23 protein-coding genes are annotated in these 23,590 nt (G+C 70.4%); 13 read left to right on the forward strand and 10 right to left on the reverse strand.

Going from position 1 to position 23,590, the window contains the following annotated elements:
• Positions 1 to 263: 263 nt before the first annotated feature.
• The 9 genes from ACQEU8_RS21205 (at position 264) to ACQEU8_RS21245 (ending at position 10,524) form a co-directional block, all read left to right on the forward strand.
• Positions 264 to 431 carry a hypothetical protein gene (locus ACQEU8_RS21205; RefSeq protein WP_433103384.1) on the forward strand — a complete coding sequence of 56 codons (168 nt, stop codon included), beginning with the start codon at positions 264 to 266 and terminating at the stop codon, positions 429 to 431.
• Positions 432 to 639: 208 nt separating this feature from the next.
• On the forward strand, positions 640 to 2,202 hold the full coding sequence (locus ACQEU8_RS21210; protein WP_433103386.1) for a radical SAM protein: 1,563 nt from the start codon (positions 640 to 642) through the stop codon (positions 2,200 to 2,202).
• A 104-nt stretch (positions 2,203 to 2,306) separates the two neighbouring features.
• Complete coding sequence (locus ACQEU8_RS21215) at positions 2,307 to 4,175, forward strand: carbamoyltransferase C-terminal domain-containing protein (RefSeq protein ID WP_433103388.1); 1,869 nt, start codon at positions 2,307 to 2,309, stop codon at positions 4,173 to 4,175.
• A 106-nt stretch (positions 4,176 to 4,281) separates the two neighbouring features.
• Positions 4,282 to 5,196: a phytanoyl-CoA dioxygenase family protein gene (locus ACQEU8_RS21220; protein WP_433103390.1), complete on the forward strand. Its 915-nt coding sequence runs from the start codon at positions 4,282 to 4,284 to the stop codon at positions 5,194 to 5,196.
• Positions 5,189 to 6,589, forward strand: coding sequence for an MFS transporter (locus tag ACQEU8_RS21225; protein ID WP_433103392.1), 1,401 nt, complete (start codon positions 5,189 to 5,191; stop codon positions 6,587 to 6,589). Before ACQEU8_RS21220 ends, ACQEU8_RS21225 begins: the two co-directional genes overlap by 8 nt.
• A gap of 2 nt (positions 6,590 to 6,591) precedes the next feature.
• Entirely contained in the window at positions 6,592 to 7,527 is a 936-nt protein-coding gene (locus ACQEU8_RS21230; RefSeq protein ID WP_433103394.1) for an NAD(P)/FAD-dependent oxidoreductase, read from the forward strand.
• A gap of 56 nt (positions 7,528 to 7,583) precedes the next feature.
• Entirely contained in the window at positions 7,584 to 8,498 is a 915-nt protein-coding gene (locus tag ACQEU8_RS21235; protein ID WP_433103396.1) for an SGNH/GDSL hydrolase family protein, read from the forward strand.
• Positions 8,499 to 8,509: 11 nt separating this feature from the next.
• The gene (locus ACQEU8_RS21240) at positions 8,510 to 8,683 is read left to right on the forward strand and encodes a hypothetical protein (protein WP_433103398.1); all 174 of its coding nucleotides are present in this window, start codon (positions 8,510 to 8,512) and stop codon (positions 8,681 to 8,683) included.
• Between the two features lie 2 nt (positions 8,684 to 8,685).
• The gene (locus ACQEU8_RS21245) at positions 8,686 to 10,524 is read left to right on the forward strand and encodes a carbamoyltransferase family protein (protein ID WP_433103400.1); all 1,839 of its coding nucleotides are present in this window, start codon (positions 8,686 to 8,688) and stop codon (positions 10,522 to 10,524) included.
• Positions 10,525 to 10,824: 300 nt separating this feature from the next.
• Here ACQEU8_RS21245 and ACQEU8_RS21250 read toward each other — a convergent pair whose 3' ends face one another.
• Positions 10,825 to 11,268: a hypothetical protein gene (locus tag ACQEU8_RS21250; RefSeq protein ID WP_433103402.1), complete on the reverse strand. Its 444-nt coding sequence runs from the start codon at positions 11,266 to 11,268 to the stop codon at positions 10,825 to 10,827.
• Between the two features lie 84 nt (positions 11,269 to 11,352).
• On the opposite strand from ACQEU8_RS21250, the gene ACQEU8_RS21255 reads away from it, so the two are divergent.
• A complete protein-coding gene (locus ACQEU8_RS21255; protein WP_433103404.1) occupies positions 11,353 to 11,970 on the forward strand; it encodes a mycothiol-dependent nitroreductase Rv2466c family protein in 618 nt (205 codons plus the stop codon).
• Positions 11,971 to 11,988: 18 nt separating this feature from the next.
• Entirely contained in the window at positions 11,989 to 12,498 is a 510-nt protein-coding gene (locus tag ACQEU8_RS21260) for an N-acetyltransferase family protein (RefSeq protein WP_433103406.1), read from the forward strand.
• 15 nt (positions 12,499 to 12,513) lie between these two features.
• Here ACQEU8_RS21260 and ACQEU8_RS21265 read toward each other — a convergent pair whose 3' ends face one another.
• Positions 12,514 to 13,155, reverse strand: coding sequence for a TetR/AcrR family transcriptional regulator (locus ACQEU8_RS21265; protein ID WP_433103408.1), 642 nt, complete (start codon positions 13,153 to 13,155; stop codon positions 12,514 to 12,516).
• Between the two features lie 41 nt (positions 13,156 to 13,196).
• Here ACQEU8_RS21265 and ACQEU8_RS21270 point away from each other — a divergent pair, with 41 nt between their 5' ends.
• A complete protein-coding gene (locus ACQEU8_RS21270) occupies positions 13,197 to 13,925 on the forward strand; it encodes a 2-oxoglutarate/malate transporter (RefSeq protein ID WP_433103410.1) in 729 nt (242 codons plus the stop codon).
• Here the strand turns inward: ACQEU8_RS21270 and ACQEU8_RS21275 are convergent.
• The 5 genes from ACQEU8_RS21275 to sbnA form a co-directional block, all read right to left on the reverse strand.
• The gene (locus ACQEU8_RS21275) at positions 13,892 to 14,491 is read right to left on the reverse strand and encodes a flavin reductase family protein (RefSeq protein WP_433103412.1); all 600 of its coding nucleotides are present in this window, start codon (positions 14,489 to 14,491) and stop codon (positions 13,892 to 13,894) included. The genes ACQEU8_RS21270 and ACQEU8_RS21275 overlap by 34 nt on opposite strands.
• A gap of 80 nt (positions 14,492 to 14,571) precedes the next feature.
• Complete coding sequence (locus ACQEU8_RS21280; RefSeq protein ID WP_433103414.1) at positions 14,572 to 15,834, reverse strand: ATP-grasp domain-containing protein; 1,263 nt, start codon at positions 15,832 to 15,834, stop codon at positions 14,572 to 14,574.
• Between the two features lies 1 nt (position 15,835).
• Positions 15,836 to 17,026, reverse strand: coding sequence for an MFS transporter (locus tag ACQEU8_RS21285; protein WP_433103416.1), 1,191 nt, complete (start codon positions 17,024 to 17,026; stop codon positions 15,836 to 15,838).
• Between the two features lie 70 nt (positions 17,027 to 17,096).
• A complete protein-coding gene (locus ACQEU8_RS21290; protein ID WP_433103418.1) occupies positions 17,097 to 18,161 on the reverse strand; it encodes a hypothetical protein in 1,065 nt (354 codons plus the stop codon).
• 146 nt (positions 18,162 to 18,307) lie between these two features.
• Complete coding sequence (gene sbnA, locus ACQEU8_RS21295) at positions 18,308 to 19,381, reverse strand: 2,3-diaminopropionate biosynthesis protein SbnA (RefSeq protein WP_433103420.1); 1,074 nt, start codon at positions 19,379 to 19,381, stop codon at positions 18,308 to 18,310.
• 42 nt (positions 19,382 to 19,423) lie between these two features.
• Here sbnA and ACQEU8_RS21300 point away from each other — a divergent pair, with 42 nt between their 5' ends.
• Entirely contained in the window at positions 19,424 to 20,248 is an 825-nt protein-coding gene (locus ACQEU8_RS21300; RefSeq protein WP_433103422.1) for a transglutaminase-like domain-containing protein, read from the forward strand.
• 206 nt (positions 20,249 to 20,454) lie between these two features.
• Here ACQEU8_RS21300 and ACQEU8_RS21305 read toward each other — a convergent pair whose 3' ends face one another.
• The 3 genes from ACQEU8_RS21305 to ACQEU8_RS21315 form a co-directional block, all read right to left on the reverse strand.
• Entirely contained in the window at positions 20,455 to 21,384 is a 930-nt protein-coding gene (locus ACQEU8_RS21305) for an NAD(P)/FAD-dependent oxidoreductase (RefSeq protein WP_433103424.1), read from the reverse strand.
• 82 nt (positions 21,385 to 21,466) lie between these two features.
• A complete protein-coding gene (locus ACQEU8_RS21310) occupies positions 21,467 to 22,942 on the reverse strand; it encodes a pyruvate, phosphate dikinase (protein WP_433103426.1) in 1,476 nt (491 codons plus the stop codon).
• Positions 22,939 to 23,553 (reverse strand): hypothetical protein, encoded by a 615-nt coding sequence (locus tag ACQEU8_RS21315; RefSeq protein WP_433103428.1) that lies wholly within the window; start codon positions 23,551 to 23,553, stop codon positions 22,939 to 22,941. The genes ACQEU8_RS21310 and ACQEU8_RS21315 overlap by 4 nt, the downstream gene beginning before the upstream one ends.
• Between the last annotated feature and the right edge of the window lie 37 nt (positions 23,554 to 23,590).

Consider the following 23,590-nt stretch of genomic DNA (forward strand, 5'->3'; position numbering starts at 1 on the left):
CGGCCGAATGAGCCCGCATGCCCTGCGGCCGGGTCCTCGGGTCCCCGGGGCGCCCGGCGGGGCGGTGAACGGCCGGAACAACGGCGGCGGAATCGGCGAGACCCCTGCGCGGCGGAGATCAATTCCGTTCAGCTGGCGAGAAAATGCCATGCCTCGGGCATAGATCACAATTCTTTTCAATGCTGACCGGATGAGACCTCCTCCGGTGTTCCTTTCTTCTGCTTCAGTGTCCGGTGTGTGTCGCACTTAACTGAGGAGGTCATATGGCCGAAGTCAAAAAGGTCGCCAGACCCGCGGTCACCGCATCGACCCGGCCCTGCGCATTCGTCTCACCGGACAAGGGCAACGCCCCGACGATCACACCGCCCCGCACCCGGGCGGAGGTCACCAAGACCCCTGTTGAGCAGCGGAAAGAGGGGGCTTCGGCCTAAGCGCTGAGCTTCCCCGGGACCCGGCCACGGTCGGGTCCCGGTTCAGGTCGGACGGCCGACCGGCCGAAAGCCGACGGGCCGAATGCCGAGCGGCCGAAAGCCGACGGGTCGGTTCGGGCCACGCGGCTCGGGCCGTGGCCTTTTCACCGGCGCGGCGTCGTGCACGCCGTTGCCGGAATTCACCGGACGCAGAGAGAAGTCTTCAGCCATGCCGAATTCGATGTACCAGTCCTCGCGCTATGTCCGTACTCTGCGCGCTGCGGGTGACCGCGATTTCACGTCGTTCGGAGGCAGGCTCGATTCGTACGAGGGCGACGAGCGCACGATGGCCTTCCATTCACTTTTCGGAAATGCGCGGCTGATCGACCGGGAGATCGTCGACCTGCTCAACGAGGCTGCGGGGGGCATCAGTTGGGAGCGGCTGCGTGACCGGGTGGACGACGAGTCGCTGCGGGACCTCGTCGACGCGCGGTTCCTGGTCGAGGCGGGCCACGACGAGGCCAGGGAGATCGACGGCCTGCTGGAGAGCCGGCGCGACGCTCTCGGCACGGGCGTGTTCCACTCCTCCATCCAGCTCGTGCTGACCAACGCGTGCAACTTCTCCTGCCAGGGCTGCTTCGCCTACAACTTCGACGGCGGGGTCGAGGAGCGCAACACCTCGGGGGAGTCCGTAAAACCCGGTCCGGTGCTGGTCGAACTACGCCGCTCCCGGCCGGACTCGGGCCCCACCCTGGCCCGGGGCGACTGGAACCACGGCTCGGACGAGGCCCGCAACCCGTCGATGCACATGTCCCAGGAGGTGGCCGAGAAGACCGTCAAGGAGGCGATCGAGTTACGCAAGGCCAACGGCGGCGGCCATCTGACGGTGTCGTTCTTCGGCGGTGAGCCCACTCTGGCGCGCGGCACCATCCTGCACATCCTGCGCACGTTCGGCGCCCGCCACGCAGGCGTGACCCTCTCGTACGACCTGACCAGCAACGGCTCCCGCATCGACGACGAGTTGCTGGCGGCCCTGGCCGAGCACCGGGTGGACACCACCGTCTCCATCGACTATCTGGTGCCCGAGACCGGTGAGTTCCGCGGCGGCCAGCAGCAGCGCACCCCGTGGCCGGTGGTCCGCAAGGCGATCCTCGACATGAAGGCCGCGGGCGTCCCGATGAACATCACCACGGTGCTCTCCCAGTACACCTGGGACAAGTGGGGGACGCCGCTGATCGACTTCGTCGCCGAGGCCGGTCTGGACAGCCTGGATGTCATCGTGTCGTTCCAGGCCAAGGAGTTCTTCGAGAAGCACAGCCCGCACGACGTCGCGCAGCGGCTGCTGGCCGCGGTCGACTACGGGCGCGAGCGCGGGGTGCAGCTCAGCGGCTACTGGTACCAGACCTTCCAGATGATCGTCGATGAGGCCAAGTGGGCCCAGCAGGCCGACTACAAGACCTGCCCGGCGGTCGGCCGCCAGCTGTCCATCGAGCCGAACGGCAGCGTGTTCGCGTGCAAGGCCACCGCGCGGAAGCTCGGCACCATCGACGACTGGCGCGGCATCTTCTCCTCTCCCGCGTACCAGGACTACGGCATGCGCGCCTACACCAACGGCCCCGGGTGCCAGGGCTGCGAACTCCAGGGCACCTGCTCGGGCGGCTCGGCCGGCGCGCTGGAGGAGGAGAACGGGTCGATCCAGCTGATGTCGCCCGGCTATTGCAGCTATATGCGCGAGGTGGTGCAGGGCCTTCTGGAGCGCCACCACGCCCAGAGCCTCACCGCCGTGTCCTGACCCGGAGTGACCCGGCCTGTTCAGTGACCCGGCCTGTTCAGTGACCCGGCCTGTTCAGTGACCCGGCCTGTTCTGTGACCTGACCGACGAAGGGTGACCGGTTCATGGCAACGATAGGGATGCACTTCGGCCACGACGCGGGGGCCGCGCTGACCCAGGCGCACGGCTACCACGTCATCGAGGCCGAACGCCGACTGGGGCTGCGCCATGTCTGCGGCGGCAACGGGCGCTTCCCGCAGGCCGCCGCCGAATGGCTCACGGAGCTGCGCGACCGGGCGGCGACTCCGGTGACACACATCGCCGTTGCCGACTGGTACACACCGGTGTGCCAGATGCTGCCCCCCGCGCTGGTCGAACTCGTCAACGACGACGCGCGCTGGACGGCGCCCGGCGGCACCGGGCTGCCCGACGCCGTGCTCCGGGTGCTCAAACCGCTGGACTGGCCGCCGGCCCGGCTGTTCGGCGACATCACCCTGACCGCGGTACGCCACCACTACGCGCACGCCGCACTCGCTTACTACTCCTCGGGGGTCGGCAAAGCCCTGGTCCTGGCGCTGGACGGGACGGCCAACTACGCCGAGTGCGGCATGGTCTGCCTCGGCGAGGGCGACCAGCTCACCCCGGTGATGTCCTTCACCAACCGCACCGGGCCGCGGTTCGGACTGCTCTACGAGGCGCTGGCCCGGCGCATCCACGGCAGCCAGTTCGACACCGGCAAGCTGCTCGGACTGACGGCCACCGGCGGGACCGACCCGGGGCTGCTGCCGGTGCTGCGCGCCATGCTGGTGCCGCAGTCCACCCGGCGCAGGTCGCCCGATCTGTACGAGCGGCTGGACGACGGCGGGCTGGCGGGCACGGCGCTGCGGTACGCGGACACGTGGTGGAAGTACGACCCGGACAGCGGCGGCTATCTGGACGGGGGCCTGGCGGACTCCTCGGACGACGATGTGGTGCACTCCTTCGGTTCGGTATTCCCCGACGAGATCCGCACCGCCGACGGCCGGAGCGTCCTGGTGGGGAACGGCCCGCACGAGCGGGTCTGCCGGGATCTGGCGGCCACGCTGCAGACCGCCGTCGAGCATGACCTGGTGCGGCTGGTCACCGGTATCAGCCAGCGCTTCCCCGGCTATACGACGCTGTGCTACGCGGGCGGCTGCGCGCTCAACATCACCGCCAACAGCCGGCTGGCGGAGTCCGGTCAGTTCACCCATATCTCCGTGCCGACCTGCTGCGACGACTCGGGGATCGCGCTGGGCGCGGCACTTGCCGCCGCTCCCCCGGCCGATCGCCCCGCCCTGCTGGGCCGCACCGGCTGGGCGCCGCTTGCCTACGCGGGGCCGCCGCTGGCCGGTCTCCCGGACGACGACACGACGGGCGGTCCGGACGGGCGACTGGCCGGAACAGGGCTCCGCCACCACCGGTCGGCGAGCGACGAGGAGTTCATCGGGACGGTGGCGGAACTGCTGGCCGAATGCCGGTGCGTGGCCTGGCTGGAAGGCGGTCTGGAGACCGGGCCGCGGGCGCTGGGCCACCGCTCGCTGCTCGTCTCCGCGCACTGGAGCGGTGCCCGCCGGTACGTCTCCCAGACGATCAAGTACCGCGAGTGGTTCCGCCCGGTCGCGCCGCTGTGCCCCGAAGAGGTCGCGGACCGCTACTTCACCGGCCCTCTCGACCACGCCGAGACGATGCTCTTCGCCGTACAGGTCAGGCCCGGGATGGCGCGGCTGCTGGCCGAGGCGCGGCACATCGACGGCACGGCCCGGCTCCAGACCGTACGGCCCGATGTGCAGCCCCTTCTCCACCGGCTGTGCTACGCGGTGGCCGCGCACACCGGGCTGCCCGTACTGATCAACACCAGCGCCAACAGTGGCGGCCGCCCCATCCTCAACCACCTGGACGAGGCGATGGAGTTGCTCACCGGGACGGACCTGGACGCGGTCGTGCTGCCGGAACGACGGCTGATCATCGAATGAGGCCATTGCTCCACAGGCGGGCAGACCGCCCGGATCGGCCAGACCAGGCCGGCCCGCCCCCGTCCCACCCGACCATGTGCAGACATCACATCCCTGGAGAGTGCCCGTGTCGGCTGTTCAACTGCGAGACATCCACAAGACCCAACCGCTGCGCGTGCTCTCGCGCCAGGACTGGGAACAGTGGACCGAGCAGGGATACGTGATCGTCCGTCAGGCAGTGGCTCCGCAGACGGTCGCCTCCCTCGCCGAGGGCCTGCTCACCTTCTTGGACATGCGCCCCGACGACCCCTCGACCTGGGCCTCTCCGCACACCGGGAACGCGCGGCTGCCCGGCCACAGCGGACTGGTGGAGATGTACAACCACCAGGCGCAGTGGGACGCCCGGCAGACGCCCCGGGTCTACGAGGCGTTCGTCGACATCTGGGACCGCACCGACCTGTGGGTGACCATCGACTTCGCCAACGTCAACCCGCCCAACCGGGGCGCGCGTGCCTTCGACGGGTTCATCCACTGGGACGTGGACACGGCCGACGACCCGCTGCCGATCAGCTGCCAGGCCGTGCTCTCGCTGACCCACGGCAACGAGGAGGTCGGCGGCTTCCAGTGCGTTCCGGAAATCTTCACCGAGTGGGACAAGTGGCTGGCTTCCCAGCCCTGGGACCGCGATCCGTGCGCCCCGGACCTCACCGGATACGAGATCACCACGCCACGGGTCGAGCCCGGCGACCTGATCATCTTCAACAGCCTGCTGCCGCACGGCGTGCGCCCCAATGTCTCCGAGGGACGACTGCGGATGGCCCAGTATCTGACCATGGCGCCGGCCTGGGAGGAGAACGCCGGCCTCAGAAAGGCCCGGGTGGACTTCTGGCGGGACCGCATCCCGCCGCACCCACCGGAGGGCGGGGTGCGCAAGGAGGAGGCCGCACTGTACGGGCCCGCGCGGCTGACCGAACTGGGCGAGCGGCTGCTCGGGCTGCGTAGCTGGGGTGCGGAGAGCCACGAGGGAGGCGTAGTTGGCTAGCGCGGCCCCGCCCGGCACCCGCCAGGGCCGCCGTGCGGACCTGGGCCGGCCGTTCCGCTGGCTGTGGGCCTCGACGGCCGCCTCCAACGGGGGCGACGGCATCTCCCGCACGCTGCTGCCGCTGCTGGTGGTCGCGCACCATCCCGATCCGGCCGCGGTGGCCGGGCTGACCGCGGTCAACATGCTGCCCTGGCTGCTGTTCGCGCTGCCCGCGGGTGTCCTCGCGGACCGGGTGGACCGGCGCCGAATCGTGCTGGTCAGCAATCTGGCCCGGGCGGCGGCCCTGCTGGGCGCGGCGCTGGTGCTGGCCGACGACCGGCCGCTGCCCGTCCTGTACGCGCTGGCGTTCGTGCTCGGCATCGCCGAGACCCTGGCCGACACCGCGGCGCCCGCGATGCTGCCGCGGATGGTCGACGAACGGCACCTGGAGCGGGCCAACGGCCGGCTACTGGCGGCGCAGATCGTGCTCAACGAGACGGCCGGGCCACCCGTGGCCGGTCTGCTGGCGGGGCTCGCCGCCGCGGCCGCACTCGCCACCGGCGGCGTGCTCTACGCGCTGGCCGCGCTGCTCCTGCTCGGACTCGCACCGCTGAGCCGGAGGAACGGCGTCGAGAGCGGCTCGGGAGACGGCGCGGGGAACGACGACTCGGCGAACAGCTCCCTAGCAGCCCCGACCACCTCAGCCGCCCCCACCGGCGAGCCCGCCGGTGCGGGCAACGGCGTGCTGCGGGGCATCCGGGAGGGTCTCGGCTTCGTCGTCCATCACCGCACCCTGCGGCTCACCCTCGCGACGAGCGCGCTGTACGGGCTGGTGTTCTCGGCGACCTTCTCCATGCTGGTGCTGCTCAGCGACCGCACCCTCGGACTGAGCGAGGCGGGGTACGGGCTGCTGCTGGCCGCCGGGTCGCTGGGGGCCGTCGCCGGCAGTTGGCTGGCACCCCGCGCCGCCGAACGTATCCCGACGGTGCGGCTGGCCCGTTGGTCCCTGGTGGCCTCCGGTGCCGCGTACGCCGCGCTCGGCCTGGCCCGCCATCCGGCCCTCGCCGCGTTGGCGCTCGCCGCCAACGGCGTGTTCATGATGGGCTGGAACATTCCCGTGATGTCGCTGCGCCAGCGGCTCACCCCGGAGGACCTGCAGGGTCGGGTGATGAGCGTGGCCCGGCTGTGCGCCTGGGGCACCATGCCGCTCGGCGCGACGCTGGGCGGGCTGCTGGCCGAGGCACTGTCCGTGCCGGCGGTCTTCGTGGTGTGCGGAACCGTCCTGGTGGCCGGCGCGCTGGCGCTACTGGCACCACTGCGCCGGGAACCGCCCGGCGCAGACCCTCCTCCGCACCCGGACACCTCCGCGCACACCGGTCTTTCTCCGCACGGCGACTCTCTCGACAAGGGGTGACCATGGACTCACAGGTCTACGACACGGTGATCGTCGGAGGGGGCCCGGCCGGGCTCAACGGCGCGCTGTACCTTGGCCGTTCGCGGCGCCGTGTGCTGCTGATCGACTCCGGCGAAGCGCGCAACATGGCGGCCGGCGTGATGCACAACGTACTGACCAACGACGGGGCCCCGATCGGCGACTTCCGCAGGCGCGCCCGCGCCGAGCTGGCCGCCTACGACGTGTCGTTCCGCGACGACGAGGTTGTGCTGGCCGAGCCCGACGAGGACCACGTACTGGTCACCACCAAGGAGTCCGGCAGCTTCCGTGCCCGTACCCTGCTGTACGCGGCCGGGGTGCGCTCCGTACTGCCGCCGGTGCCGGGCCTGGCCGAACTGTGGGGGAAGTCGGCGTTCGAGTGCCCGTACTGTCACGCCTGGGAGGTACGCGACCGCAGCTTCGCCGTGTACGGCGGCGCGGTGCCGAGCGAATGTCTGGCCGCCACGCTGACGGTGTGGTCCGGCTCCGTCACCTATCTGACCGACCGGCGCGAGCTGCCCCAGGACGAGCGGGCGCGGCTGACCGCCGCAGCGGTGCCCCTTGTCGGCGACAAGGTCGACGCCGTGCGGCCGCATCCCGAAGGCGTCGAGGTGGCGTTCGATAACGGACGGTCCGCGCGCTACGGGGCGCTGTTCCTGCACATGGACACCGAGCCCCGGGTGGAGCCGCTGCGGCCCTGGTTGCAGGCCCCCGACCTGGAGTCGGTCCAGACCGACGAGCGCGGCCGCACCAGCGTGCCCCGGCTGTACGTCGCCGGGGACCTCGGCCGGAACATGCAGCAGGCAGCCATGGCCGCCGCCAGTGGGGGTCTTGCGGGCATGGCCGTCAACGCCGACCTCATCCGCGAGGACCGGCCGGGCTCCCTGCCCGAGCCGCCGCGCCCGGCTCCGGCCGGATAGCGCGTCACAACCGCCGCAGTCCCAGCAACGTACGCACTCGACGGGAGCCCCTCGCCATGACGTCACCCCGCGCCGAATTCGCCCCGCACATGGAGCACTACACATTCGTACTGGAGGACCAGCCCTATGTGGGCTACTTCCAGTACGGCCACGAGAAGACCCCCGTCTACAGCACCGACCGGCACGGATTCCGGGTCACGCCGGGGCCGGACGGCGGGCCGGCAACCGTCGGTGACGAGCGCCCGGACGGCCCGCACCGGATCCTCGCGGGCAGCTCGGCGGTGTTCGGCGTCGGCGCGACGAGCGACGCGGCCACGGTTCCGGCCAGACTGTGGAACGCCCACGCACCCCGGCTGCCCTGGCTGAACTTCGCCGGGCAGAGCCACAACTCGGCACAGGAGCTGTTGCTGTTCACGCTGTTCCAGCACGAACTGCCCGAGGTCGAGGAGATCGTGCTGCTGTCCGGCGTCAACAATCTGGTACTCAGCCGCCTCCCCGAGGAGAAGCAGGGCCGGCACGGCGCGTTCTTCGAGTGCGGTCCAGCGCCCGACGTCATACCTCCCCCGGAGCAGCGGGTCGCCCACGCAACAGAACTGACGGTACGTCACCTATCGGTCTGGAAGCTGCTCGCCGACGCGCTGGGTGCCCGGCTGACGTTCGTACTCCAGCCGCTCGCACCATGGGTGCGGGAGCCGCTGCCCCGCGAGCGGCTGCTCTTCGACGAGCTGGACGAGGTGTCCAACTTCCGCCGCTTCCACAACGACATCTCCACGACGGCGGTGGGGCGCAGCTACGCGGAGCAGCTGGCGGGCGGCTGCGCCGGGCTCGGAGTGCCGTTCCTGGACCTGAACACCGCGCTGGCCGAGGCCGCCGGCCCCGAGGACTGGCTGTTCATCGACCGTGTGCACTGCACCGACCGGGGCTACGACCTCGTCGCCCGGCTGCTGACCCACCATCTCGACATGGGCTGAGGAGCCGAACGATGCACAAGTCGAACAGCACCGCGCCCTCGTCGGCGATCCGGCGGCTGGCCTCCCGGCTGCGGCGGCGCTCCCGGCCGGAGCCGGCCCCCGAACCGGCCCCGCCGCCGGCGGCACCGCCGTCGCGACTGCGGCCGCAGCCCGAGGACGACGCCTCCGTCTATCCCCTCTTCTGACCGTGGACGGACCGGTTCTGGGCCTCTCCGCCTACTACCACGACAGCGCGGCCGCGCTGGTCTCCGGCGGCGTCCCGGTCGCAGCGGCGCAGGAGGAGCGGTTCACCCGGCGTCGGCACGATTCCGGCTTCCCCCACCACGCCGTCGACTACTGCCTGGCGGAGGCCGGGGTGCGGCTCGACGAGGTCGCGGCGATCGCCTTCTACGAGGACCCGGCGCTGAAGTTCCGCCGGGTGCTGGCGACCTGGCTGGCCACCGCCCCGCGCGGCTGGCCCGTGTTCCGGCGGGCCTTCCCCGAGTGGGTGACCTGGAAGCGCCGGGCCCTGGACGAGGTACGCGCGCGGCTGCGGGACCGCGCGCGGGGTGCCCTGCCACCGGTGGTGGCGCACCGGCACCATGCCTCGCACGCCGCGTCGGCGTACTTTCCGAGCCCGTACCAGTCCGCGGCCGTGCTGTGTGTCGACGGCGTCGGCGAGTGGGCGACCACCACGCTGTGGCACGGCCGGGGTGTCGAGCTGACCCCGCTCGCCGAGCTGCGCTTCCCGCACTCGCTGGGCATGCTCTACTCCGCGTTCACCTACTTCTGCGGATTCAAGGTGGACTCCGGCGAGTACAAGCTGATGGGCCTGGCCCCGTACGGCACCCCGCGCTACGCCCCGCTCATCCGGGAACGGCTGATCGACATCAAGCCGGACGGCTCCTTCCGGCTGGATCTGCGCCACTTCACCTTCCAGTACGGGCTGGCCATGGTCGGCCGAGCCTTCGAGGAGCTGTTCGACGGCCCGCGCCGGCTGCCGGAAGGCCCGCTGACCGAGCGGGAGTTCGACCTGGCCGCCTCGGTGCAGCAGGTGACGGAGGACGTGGTGCTGCGCCTGGCCCGTACGGCGTTGCACCGCACCGGGGAGCGGCGGCTCTGTCTGGCGGGCGGCGTTGCCCTTAACTGCGTCGCCAACGGCAGACTTGTGGCCGACGGTGTGTGCGACGAGGTATGGGTCCAGCCAGCTGCCGGTGACGCGGGCGGCGCGCTCGGCGCGGCCCTTGCCGAGTCGCACCGGCGGGGCGCCCCCCGGGCCCATGTGGCGCGAGGGGCGGACGCCATGGCGGGAGCGCTGCTCGGCCCCGCCCCCTCCGACGCGGAGATCGCGGCGTATCTGACCGGGCACGGGTACCCGGCCGACCGGCTGCCGGTCCGGGAGCTCGTTCAGCGGGTCGCGGCCGAGCTGGCCGCAGGCAAGGTCGTGGGGTGGTTCCAGGGGCGGATGGAGTTCGGCCCCCGGGCGCTCGGCAACAGATCGATCCTCGCCGATCCGCGCGACCCCGCCATGCAGTCCACGCTCAACCTCAAGACCAAGTTCCGGGAGTCCTTCCGTCCGTTCGCGCCCGCCGTGCTCGCCGAGGACGCCAAGGACTGGTTCGACCTCGCGCAGGAGAGCCCGTACATGCTGCTGACCGCGCAGGTTGCCGCGGCGCACCGGCTGGAGTGCCGGGAGGCGGCCGAGGGGGTGACGGGCCCCGACCTGCTGCGGGTGCCGCGTACGACGATCCCCGCGGTCACCCATGTCGACGGCTCGGCCCGCGTCCAGACCGTGACCGCCGGGCGCAACGAGCGCTTCCACGCGCTGCTTTCGGCATTCCGGGACCGCACGGGCTGCCCGGTGCTGGTGAACACCTCGTTCAACGTACGCGGCGAGCCGATCGTCCGTACCCCGCAGGAGGCTTACGCCTGTTTCATGCGTACCCGCATCGATCTGCTGGTCCTCGGCGACTTCCTGCTGGACAAGCGGGACCAGCCCGAGTGGCAGGAGGAGGGCGACTGGCGTGCCGCGATCCCCATGGACTGACCGCGCGACGCATGCGGCTCTCGCCGCGCTGTACTTCGCGGTGGTGACGCCCTTGGGGTGGTGCGTGCGGGTGGTGTGGGATCCCTTGCGGGGCGCCTGGGATGGCGGCTCGCGCGAGAGCTATTTGGGCACGCCGCCGCCACTTGTTAGCCGCGGGTTGCGTTGTGGCTGGTCGCGCAGTTCCCCGCGCCCCTGACGGGGCGCGTCCGCGTCCCCCCTGCGCTGCGCTTGGGCAGTCTGCGCCAGGGGCGCAGGGTGGGCAAGCGCAGCCCCCATGCCGGGTACGCAAGAGCCGCCGGGCTACTGGTACGGCAGCACGTGGAAGGTCGGGTCCTCATCGGGGCGGATGTGCCGGGGCCCTCTGGCGAACTCCATGCAGAACTCCACCGGCTCCTCAAACCTGACCGCCGCAACGGCGTCAGCGCCGGGCATCGGTACAACGGGGCCAATGACGTAGCGATGCCGGGAGACCTCATCCAGCGGTTCGGCCTCTTCCGTGGAGGCGAATGCCGCGGGGCCGGTGCCGTCGCCGGGTGTGCCCTGCACGCGCCACCGCGCGTGCAACTCCACGACTCCAGGTTCGGGGCACCGCCAGCGCAGCCGCGTCACGCACAGCGCGTGGACGTTGAACCAGGAGCTCCACCCCTGGCCATCGGGGAGAAGGCCGAGTTCGGAGGCTTCCATTACTCCGTAGGAGAGGGGGACGCTGCTCCAGTGGCCTACCAGTTGGTGATCCGGATCCATCCTGGGATTGTCGCGGAGTGAGGGCCTAGGCTCCAGCCGGTAGACGCCCCGTGGCGTGCGAGAGCCGAACGAGGAGCCGATCGGATGACCGAAGCGCGAACCGTCGATTTCTGGTTCGACCCCGTCTGCCCGTACACGTGGATCACCTCCCGGTGGATGGTGGAGGTGACCAAGGTGCGGCCGGTGACCGTGCGTTGGCGAGTGATGAGTCTGTCGGTGCTCAACGAGCACCGGGACGACAATCCGGAAGGCGAGTGGGGCGACTACATGTGGGCGCCGGTGCGGGTGTGTGCCGCGGTGGAGCAGCGCTTCGGTCACCAGGCACTCGGTGACCTCTTCACGGCGCTCGGCACCCGCTTCCATCTGCAGGGCGACTGGGACCTCGCCGCGGCCCTCGCCGACGCCGGGCTCCCGCGGGAAATCGCCGAAGTCGCCTGGTCCAGCACCTACGACGAGGCGATCCGCTCCTCCCATGCCCGGGCCGTCGCACTGGCCGGAACCGAGGTCGGCACCCCGGTGCTGGCGGTTGCCGGGACGGACGGTGAACAGGTGGGCTTCTTCGGTCCGGTCGTCTCCCCCGCCCCCACCGGGGAGACAGCCGGACGGCTGTGGGACGGTTTCCTGTTGCTGGCCGGCGTACCGGGCTTCTACGAGGTCAAACGCACCCGCACGGAGGAGCCCCGGTTCGAGATGGCCGACTGACTCTGCCCGGAGGGAAGAATGCCCGTACTGCGCCAGGCCCACGTCGCGGACCACGGCACGATCGTCTCCTGCGTGCAGCGGTGGTGGGGAGACTCCCGCACCCCGCAGCAGGCGCGTGAACTGTCGTTGCTGGTCCCCAAATTGTTCTTGCAGTTCTTCTCCACCACCAGCCTGGTACTGGAGGACGACACGACCCTCAGCGGGTTCCTCATCGGCTTCGACGCCGCCGACAACGACCGGGAGGCCTACATCCACTTCGTGGGCGTGGACCCCCGACTGCGGGGGCAGGGCTGGGCCCGCAGTCTGTACACGGCGTTCTGCCGGCGTGCCGCCGAGGCAGGCCGGACGGAGGTGCGCGCGATCACCTCGCCGGCGAACGCCGGCTCCATCGCTTTCCACCGGGCGATGGGGTTCACCCTCGAACCGGGCGACCGGGAGGTCGACGGGCTGCCGGTGCACAGCGACTACGACGGCCTGGGGCAGGACCGGGTGTGCTTCCACAAGACGCTCACGTCGCGTGACCGGTGAACCGCGCGGTCAAGTTCAGCGGCCACAGCCTCTGTTCAGTAGTTCCCTGGCCAGCGCTTCGCTCCACCACCGTTCGACCCGATCGGGCGACCAGCCGCGTTCGGTGATGAGCACGGTGAAGACGTCGATGTTGCACAGAGCCGCGTAGATATCCGCGGCCGCCCGCACATCCAGGCCCTCCCGCAGGACGCCGGAGGGCCATGACGAGAACACCTGCACGCGGGTGTCGTCGGCGCGCGTGCGGCCCTCGCGGTAGAGCGTCGCCAACTCCGGTTCGATCCGCCCCGCCTCACGCATCAGCGTGATGATGTCGCCCGCACGCTCGAAGAGCCGCCGGTCATAGCCGGCCATCGCGGCCAGCTGGGTCGCCGGGTCCGCCTCCGGATCCTCCAACTCCGCAACCAGTTGCGACACATCGGCCGACAGATCCGCCGCGTCCGCCAGAGCGCGGGTCAGCCCTGCCTTGTTGCCGTACGCGGCATAGACGGTCGGCGCGGAGACCCCCGCCTCGCGCGCCACGTCCCGCACGGTCGTCGCCCCCCACCCCTGGGAGACGAACAGCCGACGGGCGGCGCGGGCGATGTCCGCGCGGGTCTCCTGCGCCTGCGCCGTCCGGCGCAGTGAGTCATAGCGGCGTCGGCCCGGCTCTGGGCTCACGGCTGGCCTCCTATTGATTTTACGGGGCTTATAGTGAATACATGATACGACAACTGCCTTGGTCGGCCGCGCCGAGCTTCTCCCGGATCAGTGGCATCGCCGCGCTCGGCTTCGCCTTTCTCATCGTCATGGGCAATGTGATCGTGGTTCCCGCGGGCCTGCCGCGCACCGGCGCCGCCATCGGCCACGTCACCGCGTTCTTCGGTGCGCAGAGCGGTCCGGTTGGCCTCGGGTCCGCCCTCACTCCCGCCGCCTGGGTGCTGGCCACACTGTTCGGCGCGGGGGCTGTCGCCGCGCTGCGGCGTTCCGAGCAGGAGCGGGGCGAGGCATGGTCGCTGCTCGGGTTCGCCGGCGTCCTCCTGCAGAACGCCGCCTTCGCCGTGGTCATCGCGATCCGCCTCGCCATCGCGTCGACGACCTCGGACGACACCAGCGCGACCTTGGGCCTCTGGGCACTGCACGACGCTGTGTTCACGCTGAACGGCACGTTCCTGGCGCTCGCTCTCGTCGGCCTGTCCGTCGGTGGCCGCCGCGCCGGACTCATCCGGTCGTGGCACGGCACCTTGGGACTGCTGTCGGCCGGGCTGCTGTTCGCCTCGGCCACCCTCGCCCCGCTGGTCATCGACGGCACCGGCCCCCTCGGCCTCCTCGGTCTCGTCGGCTGGCTCCTGTGGGTCGTCTGGATCGCCGCGTACGGCATCACGCTGATCCGTCTCGACTCGGCCCGCCCCGAACCTCAGGCGGAGAAGCTGCCGAACGAGCCGCAGTAGAAGAGGAGCGGGGTCCCGTGCGGGGCAGCCGCGAGGTGGTGGACGCGGCCGGTGACGATGTGGTGGTCGCCCCCGGGGTGTACGGCGTCGATGGTGCAGTCGATCCAAGCCAGGGCTCCGCGCAGCATGGGGGACCCGGTGGCCCGGCCCGGGTCCCATTCCACACCGGCGAACTTGTCGACGCCCCTCCTGGCGAAGCCGCGGCACAGTTCGCCCTGGTCGGAGGTGAGGATGTTGACGCAGAAGACCCCGGCGTCGGCTATGCGCGGCCACGTCGTGGAGGTGCGGGCGACAAGGAACGTCACCATGGGCGGCTCCAGCGACAGTGCGGCGAACGACTGGCAGGTGAAGCCGGCAGGGCCGGCCGCACCCTCCCCCTGCGGCGCCGTGATGACGGTGACCCCGCTGGCGAAGTGCCCCAGTACGTGGCGGAACCGGCTCTCGTCCACGGGCACGGAACGTCCACCGGACGGCACCCGGCGCGGCTCGGAGCGCCCGCCGGGCACCGTGGCCCGCGCCGGGTGCGGAGCGCGGGCCACGGACGTGACCGTACTTTCGTCTCCCATGCTGTGTGCTCCTTACGGGCCGTGAGGCGGATCGCGGCCGGTGGCGGGGTCCGGGCCCCGGCCTCCGGCCGGCGGCGGTGTCAGCTGGGCTGGGGTTCCGTCTCCAGCTCGTAGAAACCTTCTCCGTCCAGGTACTTGATCGTGCCGGTGTCACGCAGCACGGTCTCCTCCGAGTCGTGCTGCAGCAGCACGCGCATCGGCGTGATGTCGTCGGTGGTGGGCACGATCCGGCTGCCGGGCTCGATGTCGATGATCATGCTGTGGAAGCTCTCCAGTTCCCGGATCCGGTCCAGGTGCCGGTACCCGCGCAGCGTTCCCTCCACCGGGCAGACCATCGGGACGACCACGAAGTACGGGCCGATCGGGTAGTCGCCGCCGACGCGGGCGTGGAACTTCTCCGGCGCCAGGTAGGCGTCCACCGTCAGGTCGAGTTGGGACTCGCCCAGCAGTTCCTTGGTGAACAGGGGCAGTCGCCCACCGCCGGCCCGGGCGCCCACCTCGACCAGCACAGGGCCGGACTCCGTCATCCTGATCTCGGCGTGGGAGGGCCCGTGGCGGATGCCCAGCGCGTCCAGGACCTTCTCCGCGTAGGCCACCAGCCGGTCCTGGACCTCGCCGCGCCGCCGCAGCAGATGGACGGAGCTGGCGAAGTCGAGGATGCCGTTGACGGAGATCCGCGCGGTCCGCCAGATGTCGGTGACATGGTGCCGTCCGTCCCGGCTCACCATGTTGACCACGTACTCGGTGCCGCGCAGATACTCCTGTGCGACCACACCGTCGTTGATCTCGGAGAACCCGTTGACCGCTCCGTTCAGCTCCTGGAAGGCGGCCACGGACTCCTCGGGGGTATCGCAGAAGTGCACCCCGTCCCCCGCCCCGGACTTGAGGGGCTTGATGACGACGCGCTCACCCAGCGACCGGTGCCATTCCGCCAGTTCCTCGGCCGAGGTAGCACGGATCTGCCGTGCAGCGGCGAGGCCCGCGGCGCGGATCGTCTCGATCATCACGTACTTGTCCCGGCGTGCGGGACTGAGCTCGACCCCGTTGGTCAGCAGTCCCAGTTCGGCGCTGAGCGCATCGGTCAGCTCCACTCCCGGCTCGCTGCCCGCGACGACGGCGTCGGGTTCGTAGGCGGCGCACAGTTCGGCGGTACGGGTCAGATCACCCTCGTGGACGATGTTGTCGAGGTACACACTGAGGTCGAACGGGCCGTCGAAGAGCGTCGGCACCACTTTGCTGCTCTGCACGCGGATGAGTTCCGCTCCGGACGCGGCGAACTCGTCCGCGGTCGACTTCGTCCCGGGGAACGAGTCGACGATGACGACCCGGGGTGCATTCGGCATGTCAAACCCTCATCTCTTGGTTCCGGTGCGCGCCGCCGCCCTGGGCGGCGGACGCGCCGAGTGTTCGCCGGCTCGCGAGTCCCGCCGCGATACCGACACTTCCGACGGCAGCGAATCCGGCCACCGAGGCACCGTGCTCGAAGACCACCCCGGCCAGTGGCGCACCAAGCGACGAGCCGACCATCATCGCGGCCCCGTACAGGCTCATCACGGTGGCCCGGTCACGGGGATCGGCCAGCCTGGACGCCGCACCGGCGGAGGAGGAGAAAGCGGGGGCGACCAGCAGCGCCGCCGGCACGACGGCGCAGACCATCCAGCGCCAGTCCGCGACGAACCCCACCGGAACCATCAACAGCCCCAGCCCGGCCACCAGGGGAGCGGGAGGAACGGCCCGCTCACGGGCGCCGTACACCAGGCCGCCGACGACCGAGCTCGCCACGCAGGCCGCCATCACGACAGCCGCCCAGTTGGTCTGGCCCGCGGACCGGAGCGTCGCCAGTATGGCGAGGTCGCTGCCGGACATCATCGCGCCGATGGCGGCAACACAGAGGAACGCCATGAGCAGTTGCCGTCCCCTGAGAAGGGATACGGACAGCGCTCCCCGCCCGCTGCCGCCCAGCTCCGGCGCAAGGGCCGCGAGGCAGGCACAGTTCACCACGAGCACAGCGCCCAGACCCAGCAGCGCGGGGCGCGTGCCCACGCTGGTCGACACCAGCACACCGACCGCGGGTGCGGCGAGGGACGAGAGGTTCGTCAGCATGGCGTCGACGGCGAACGCCGTGTGCCTGTTGGCCTCCGGCACCAGGGCGCTGATGGCCATGCGGGGGATCGTGCCGCCGGGCACCAGGAAGAGCCCGCCGCAGAACGCCGCGACGGCGAGCTGGGGAAAGGACAGCATGCCGGCTGTTCCCCAGAACGCGGCCTGCGCGGCCAGCACCACACAGAACGCGGGACGCATCCCCCACCTGTCCATGAATCTGCCCTGGAGCGGCGCCCCGACGGCCATGCCGAGCGTCCACAGGGCGACCAGCATCCCGGCGGCCCCGAAACCACGTCCCAGTCCGATCGAGGCGTGCAGTGTCAGCACCACGGGCGCGGCGACGGTGGGGACTTTGAGGGCCTGGCCGAGCAGGAACACGCCCGGGAAGTGGGGGGTCGACAGGACACGGCGGTACTGCTGGAGTTTGGTCATCGTCGGCAGTTCTCTCCCTCATGACGCCCGCAGCGGCGTGCCGTTGCACGCGACGGGACGGTGCTGCGGGTCAGTGCAGGCGCAGCGTGCGGCCGATGTCCGTCTGCGCTGCCTGCTCGGCCACGGCGTGGTACAGCGCCACGTCGAGCACTCCGAGGCCGAAGGGATTGGCCACGGTGTATCCGGACTCGGGACGGGTGCCCGTACGGCCGCTGCTGAGCAGCTCACCGAAGGTCGCCGTGACGCTCGGCCGGCCCGGTGTGTCGTCCGCCAGGATCCTGCGCTCGTTGACGAGCCTGCCCAGGGGGCGCCGCGGGTTCTCCGTGATGAGCTGGAGGTCGTCGACATAGAGCTGGTCGCTGCCGAGGAAGACCTCATCGGTCAGATCGCCGAGCGAGGTGTTCACCAGGAGGGACCCGGGGCGGACCCAGGCGCTGGGCACATACCCTTCGGAGGCAGTCGTCAGGAACAGCACGACGTCCGCCTCCGCCAGCGCCTTGGCAGTGGTGTCCGCGGTCTCCACGACGATGTCGGGCCGGCGGGCGGCGCACCATGCGGACAGCTTGTCGGCCATGTGCGGCTCGCTGTCGTGCAGCACGACTTCGCGGATGCCGGGCCAGCGCGAGAGGAACAGCGCGAGGTGCACCTTCGCCTGGGTGCCGCATCCGATCACGGCCAGCCGCTCGGGAGCGGCGAACCCCGCCGTCCGCACGGCGACAGCCGATACGACGGCTGTTCGCACCGCACTCAGCAGCCCCGCCTCCATACATGTCGTCACCCGCGCGGTTTCCGGGTCGAAACACAGCCCGAGCCCACCGGCGCGTTCCATTCCCAGTTCCGGATTCGACACGCTGGCATTGATGATCTTCATGCCGAATTTCTGCTCCCCCTTCTCAGGAAGCACCGCCCCCGGCATTCCGATGGAACGACTGTACGCACCCTTGGAATTACGCCACGGCAGATACGACTCACTCGGCAGGACCGAGCGTCCCGCATGGTGTTCCACCAGCGCAGCTTCGACAACGGAAACGGCGTCGATCTTTCGCAGGCAGTGTGCGATATCGGCCCTGCTGAGAAATCGTACGGACTCCGTCGGGCGTTCTGGAAGCACATCTTCCAGCCAGTCCTCGTGCACAGTTCCCCCGTTCGTCTGGATCGTCGGCGGGCGCTTCCGCTCCCCTGGGCGCCGCAACGCCGACGGTATTCATGGTCTCATTCCGTCGCGCAAATCTGTAGGCCCGACGGGGCAATCCGGCGGAGGTGCGCCGGGCTGCCGCGAACTCAGCCCACCGCCACACCTGGTGGCACGCTGCTGAAATGGCCGGCCACCCAGTCGTCGTCGTACACCGTGCTGAGATAGCGGTCCCCGAAATCGGGTGAGAGGGCGACGATCCGGGATCCCGCCGACAGTTCGGCACCGAGACTTTCGACCGCGTGCAGTACCGATCCGGAGGATCCGCCCAGCAGAAGACCGCGCTCCTGGGCCCAGGTTCGGCAGGCGCGCACGGCGTCCGCCTCTTCTACCTGGACCACCCGGTCGACATGGAGGCCCTGGCACAGCTCGGGGCGCCGACTCGTACCCAGACCGGGAACGTACCGGACGCCGGGTGGATGGCCGAAGGTCACGGAGCCGACGGTGTCCACGGCGACGATCCTGGTGCGCGGCGAATGCACCCGGAAGTAATCGGCGCACCCCACGAGCGTGCCCGTGGTGCCGGCCCCCACGAACAGGTAGTCGACACGGCCCAGTTCGGCGTGTATCGACTTGGCCGTCCGTGAACTGTGCGCGGCCGGGTTCGCCGGGTTCGCGTACTGGTTCAGCCAGACGAGACCGGCGTCCTCGGTGATGCGCTGCCGGATGTACTCGATGCGGCTCTGCAGAAATCCCCCGTTCCCGTCGCGCCGGTCCACCCGGAACACCTCGGCGCCCGTGGCCCGCATGAACGCGACGCTCAGCTCGGGCACGTTGGGATCGCAGACGCAGGTGAACCGGTAGCCACGCTCGGCACACACCAGGCTCAGCGCGATGCCGAGATTCCCGGAGGAGGACTCGATGATCCTGCCGCCCGGCCGCAGCGCTCCGCTTCTCTCAGCGTGCTCGACCAGGCTGACCGCGGTCTTCAGTTTCACCGAACCGGCCGGGTTCAGCCCTTCGAACTTGAGGAACAGCTCGCAGCCCGGAACGACATCCGTCGCCCTGAGGAACACATTGTCCACGACAATGTCCGCCACACGCTCTGCAATCATCGCCCCCACCAGCCCGAAATGGCCACCAACAATTTCCGAATTTCCGCAGCCGACGATAACAGAGGCGATCAACAGGCAACAGAGCCAACGGATTCGACGGATCGGCACACAAACTGGTCCGGTAACACCCCTACTGCTAGCGTCTTTCGAATGGAGCAAGAATTCTACGCACACCACAGCAATGTCACGGACCCACGTGACCTGTCGTCACTTCTCGTCGGCCTGCCGAACGATCTCCCGGCCTTGAGCAAGGTCGTTCGCGGCGCGGTGGTGCACCGTAACGAGACGTTCAAACGTTTCGGCTTCGAGGTTCCTCAGGAACGGTTCAAGGAAAGCGAGATCCGTTTCTTCAGGGACATCGTCCAGTTTCTCGGCGGAATGCACGAGCGCCCGGCCGACCAACGCCTTGCCGGCACCTGCCGGGACTTCTGCATCACGCTCTGCGCGGTACTGCGCCAGGTCGGCATCCCGGCCCGGATGCGCGGCGGATACGCCGACTACTTCCCGCCGTACGCGTGGGACGACCACTGGGTGGTGGAGTACTGGCTGGACGGCCCCGACTGGCAGATCGCCGACCCGCAGATGGCGGAGGCCGCCGAGCACTACGCCGTCGACTTCGACGTCGACAACGTGCCCCGCGAGCGCTTCGTGACCGCCGGCGAAGCCTGGCTCGCCTGCCGCGGCGGCGACCAGGATCCGGCCGTCTACACCGCCAGCGTCATCGAGCAGGCCGGCATGGGGGTGATCCAGGGAACGGTCGTCCGGGATCTCGCCGCGCTCAACCGGCTCGAAGTCTTCCCGTGGGACTCCTGGGGCCTCATGACCAGGAACTTCGATGAACTGACGGAGGAGGAACTGACGCTGCTCGACCAGGCCGCGGAGATCGGGGCCAAGGGTGGCCCCTTGGACCAGGCGATCAGGCTCTACCAGGAACATCCGCAACTTCAGGCCCCCGCCCACATAGTCGGCTCCTGACCCCGGGAACCATGACGACGCACAACGACAGGGCGCGGTGGACATCACCACCGCGCCCTGTCGTTGCGGGACGGCCTTACGGCGTGTCCGGCATGGCGACCGCGCCCCGTCAGGGGCGCGGGGAACTGCGCGAGCAACCACAACGCACCCGCAGCCCGCGGACGGCGGGCAGGGGCACCCCCTCACCGGAACACAGAGGCGGCCGCTCACCTCATGCGATACCGCGCGACCGCCCCCTCAATATCGTCGGCCAGCAAATAATGGTTGAGCGCGATCCCCGCACTCATCCCCATGCCCGCCGCAGAAGCCAACTGCGCGGACTCGCTGACCACGTTCCCCGCGCCCCAGACCCCGGGCACGCTCGTGCGTCCCGAGGGATCGACCGCCACCCAGCCGTTCGGGCCGACCTCGCACCCGAGCCTGATCAGCAGCTCGTCCCTGGGTTCGAAGCGAGGGCCGACGAAGAGCGCCGCCCGCGGCACCATCCGGCCGTCGGCCATGCGAACGCCGGTGAGGGAGTCACCGTCGGCCTCCAGCCGTTCGACGTCACCCTCGACGATCCGGACACCGCGGGCCAGCAAACGCTCCCGTTCCTCGTCGTCCAGCTCGATCTCGCGGGGGAAGAAAACGACGTCCTCGGACCACTGCCGCACCAGCGATGCCTGATGGACGCTGAACGGGCGGTTCTCACCGCCGAGTACACCGATCGGGGTGCCCCGCACCTCGTGCCCATGGCAGTACGGGCAGTGCAGCACGCCGCTCCCCCACAGCTCGGCGACGCCGGGTACCTGCGGAAGCACGTCCCGCAGGCCGGTTGCCACCAGGAGCGCACGCGCCCGCAGCAGGCGGCCGGTCTCCAGGCGCACCGTGAATCCGTACTCCGCTCCGGGGGCCGCCTCGCGGACCCGGCCGCTGACGAGTTCGGCGCCGTAGCCCGCGATCTCGCTGCGGCCCACCTCGATGAGTTCCCCGGGCGGCATGCCGTCCCTGGAGAGGAAGCCGTGCAGATGTCCGGCGGGTGCATTGCGCGGCTCGCCCTGGTCGACGACGGCCAGCCGGCGGCCGGCCCGTGCCAGGGTCAGCGCCGCGCTCAGCCCCGCCGTACCGCCGCCGACGACCACCACGTCGTACTCCACGAAGTCCCCTCTCAGGGAAGTGCTCTCCCGCAGGCACCGATGTCCGGTCACCTGCTCCGTCAACGAGCGGCCCGATGCTCCGTCAACGGGCGGCCCGGCTCGCGCTGCGCGCCGACGTCAGCCACGCCGGGGCCGCAGCAGGGCCCGGCGCAGTGTCGGCCCACTCGGCGAGCGTCGCCACGGCGGAGTCGTCGTCCGGCTGCCGGATCAGCAGCGCGCCGTCGTAGACGATTCCGGCCGCACCGTCCACGGTCACCGTGCGCCCGCGCAGGGCAGCGGCGGTGCCGGGGCCGCAGCCGACCACGCACGGTACCGCCAGTTCGCGGCAGACCACAGCAGCGTGCGAGGTGGAGCCGCCTGTCTCGGTGACGACGGCGCACGCCTGGGCCATGGCGGGCACATCGTCTGGGTCGGTGGTCGGGCGTACGAGGACCGTGTCGACGCCCGGCAACCGGGCGGCGGAGTCCGGGTCGGTAGTCACAACTCCCGTACCGACGCCAGGGCAGGCCGGTTTGCCCCGCGCCAGCACGGTGGCGTCGGCAGCGGCGACGGGGTCGACGCTGGGCCGCACAAGGGCCTCGACCTGCGCGGGGGTGACCCGGCGCACGGCTTCCTGACGGGTGATCACGCCCTCGTCGGCCAGTGCCACCGCGTGCCGGACCGCGGCCTGCGGGGAGCGCTTCGCCACCCTGGACTGCAACAGCCACAGCGTTCCCGACTCGACGGTGAACTCGATGTCCTGGACGTCCCGGGCGTCCTGCTCCAGGGTGCGGGACCAGGTGAGCAGCCGCCGGTACACCTCGGGCATGGTGTCGCCCAGTTCGGACAGCGGCCCGGCATCGGTCCGGCCGGAGACCACGTCCTCGCCCTGACCCCTGGCCAGCCACTCGCCGTACGGCTCTCCCGCGCCGGTCAGCGGGTCGCGGCTGAAGACCACGCCGGTTCCTGAGCGGTCGTCCAGATTGCCGAAGACCATGGCCTGCACCGTCACGGCGGTGCCGTCGTCCTGCGAAATGCCGTGCTCCCGGCGGTAGGCGACCGCACGGGGGGCGTGCCACGACGCGAAGACGGCCTCGACGGCGAGCCGCAGTTGCTGCCACACATCGTCCGGTACGGGCCGGCCCACGGTGCGGGTGAACTGCTCGGCGAAGCGGCGGCGGGTGTCGGCGGCGTACCGCGGCCCTTGTGCCGCGAGGTCCTGCTCCGTACGGGTGGTGAGGCCGACGTTGAGGATGGTGTCCATCATGCCGGGCATGCTGGTCGGCGCCCCGGAGCGGACGGAGACCAGCAGGGGGTCCGGGCCGCGGCCGAACGTCCGTCCTGTGGCGTTCTCCAGCGCGAACAGCAGCCCGGGCACCTGCCTCCAGATGTCCTCCGGCACTCGTCCGCCCGCCGCGTGGAACCGCCGGCACGCCGCGGTGGTGAGGGCGAACGCGGGCGGCACAGGCGCGCCCAGCGCGAGCATCCGCTCGATGCCGGCTGCCTTGCCGCCGAGCAGTTCCCGGCCGAGACCGCTGTGGCCGTCCAGCAGGACGGCGTGCTGCTGCTCCGTCGTCATCCGGCTCGCCCCGCAGCCGCCTCCTGGGCACGTTCCAGGCCGGTCAGTCCGAGGAGGTCTTCGTGCAGTTCGAACCAGACGGTGTGGTAGCTGTCCGCCAGCGGCTTGGCCAGCCAGCTGTGGTCGCCCGACTGGATCTTCTCCAGTGCGCTGTCGAAGCGGCCCGGATAGTGCGTCAGCCGGGGTGCGAGGTCGACCAGGTGCGCCAGCAGCGGGCGGAACTCGCCGTGCAGTCGGCCGAGTCGGCGAGTGATGTCGGCGTCGTAGTCGGCGTCGCTGTGGTCGTTGACGGTGGTGCCGTCCACCAGCTGCCAGTCGGTGACGAGGCGTTTGACCGCGGTGTTGTGCGTGCAGAAGCGTTCGTAGGCCATGGCCAGGGCTTCCCGGTCCAGCCCGGCACGTTCCTGTTCGATCAGCCGGGTGAGGTGGGCGCGGCCGGTGGGAGTCAGCATGTGGCGGCCGTTGGCGGTCGTGCACATTCCGGCGTCCGCGAACGCGTTCAGCAGCGGGCGCAGCGCTGTTTTGGCCACGGCAGTCGACGAGGCGATCTCAGGCACGGTGGGCCGCCCCTTGAGCCGGATCGCCTGGAGTACCTGGATTTCCTCGTGCATTTTCCGCTCCATACTCGGTCCTCTACTGACGGCGGCC

The organism is Streptomyces sp. CA-250714, from assembly GCF_050936705.1.
In the GTDB taxonomy this organism is placed as follows: domain Bacteria; phylum Actinomycetota; class Actinomycetes; order Streptomycetales; family Streptomycetaceae; genus Streptomyces.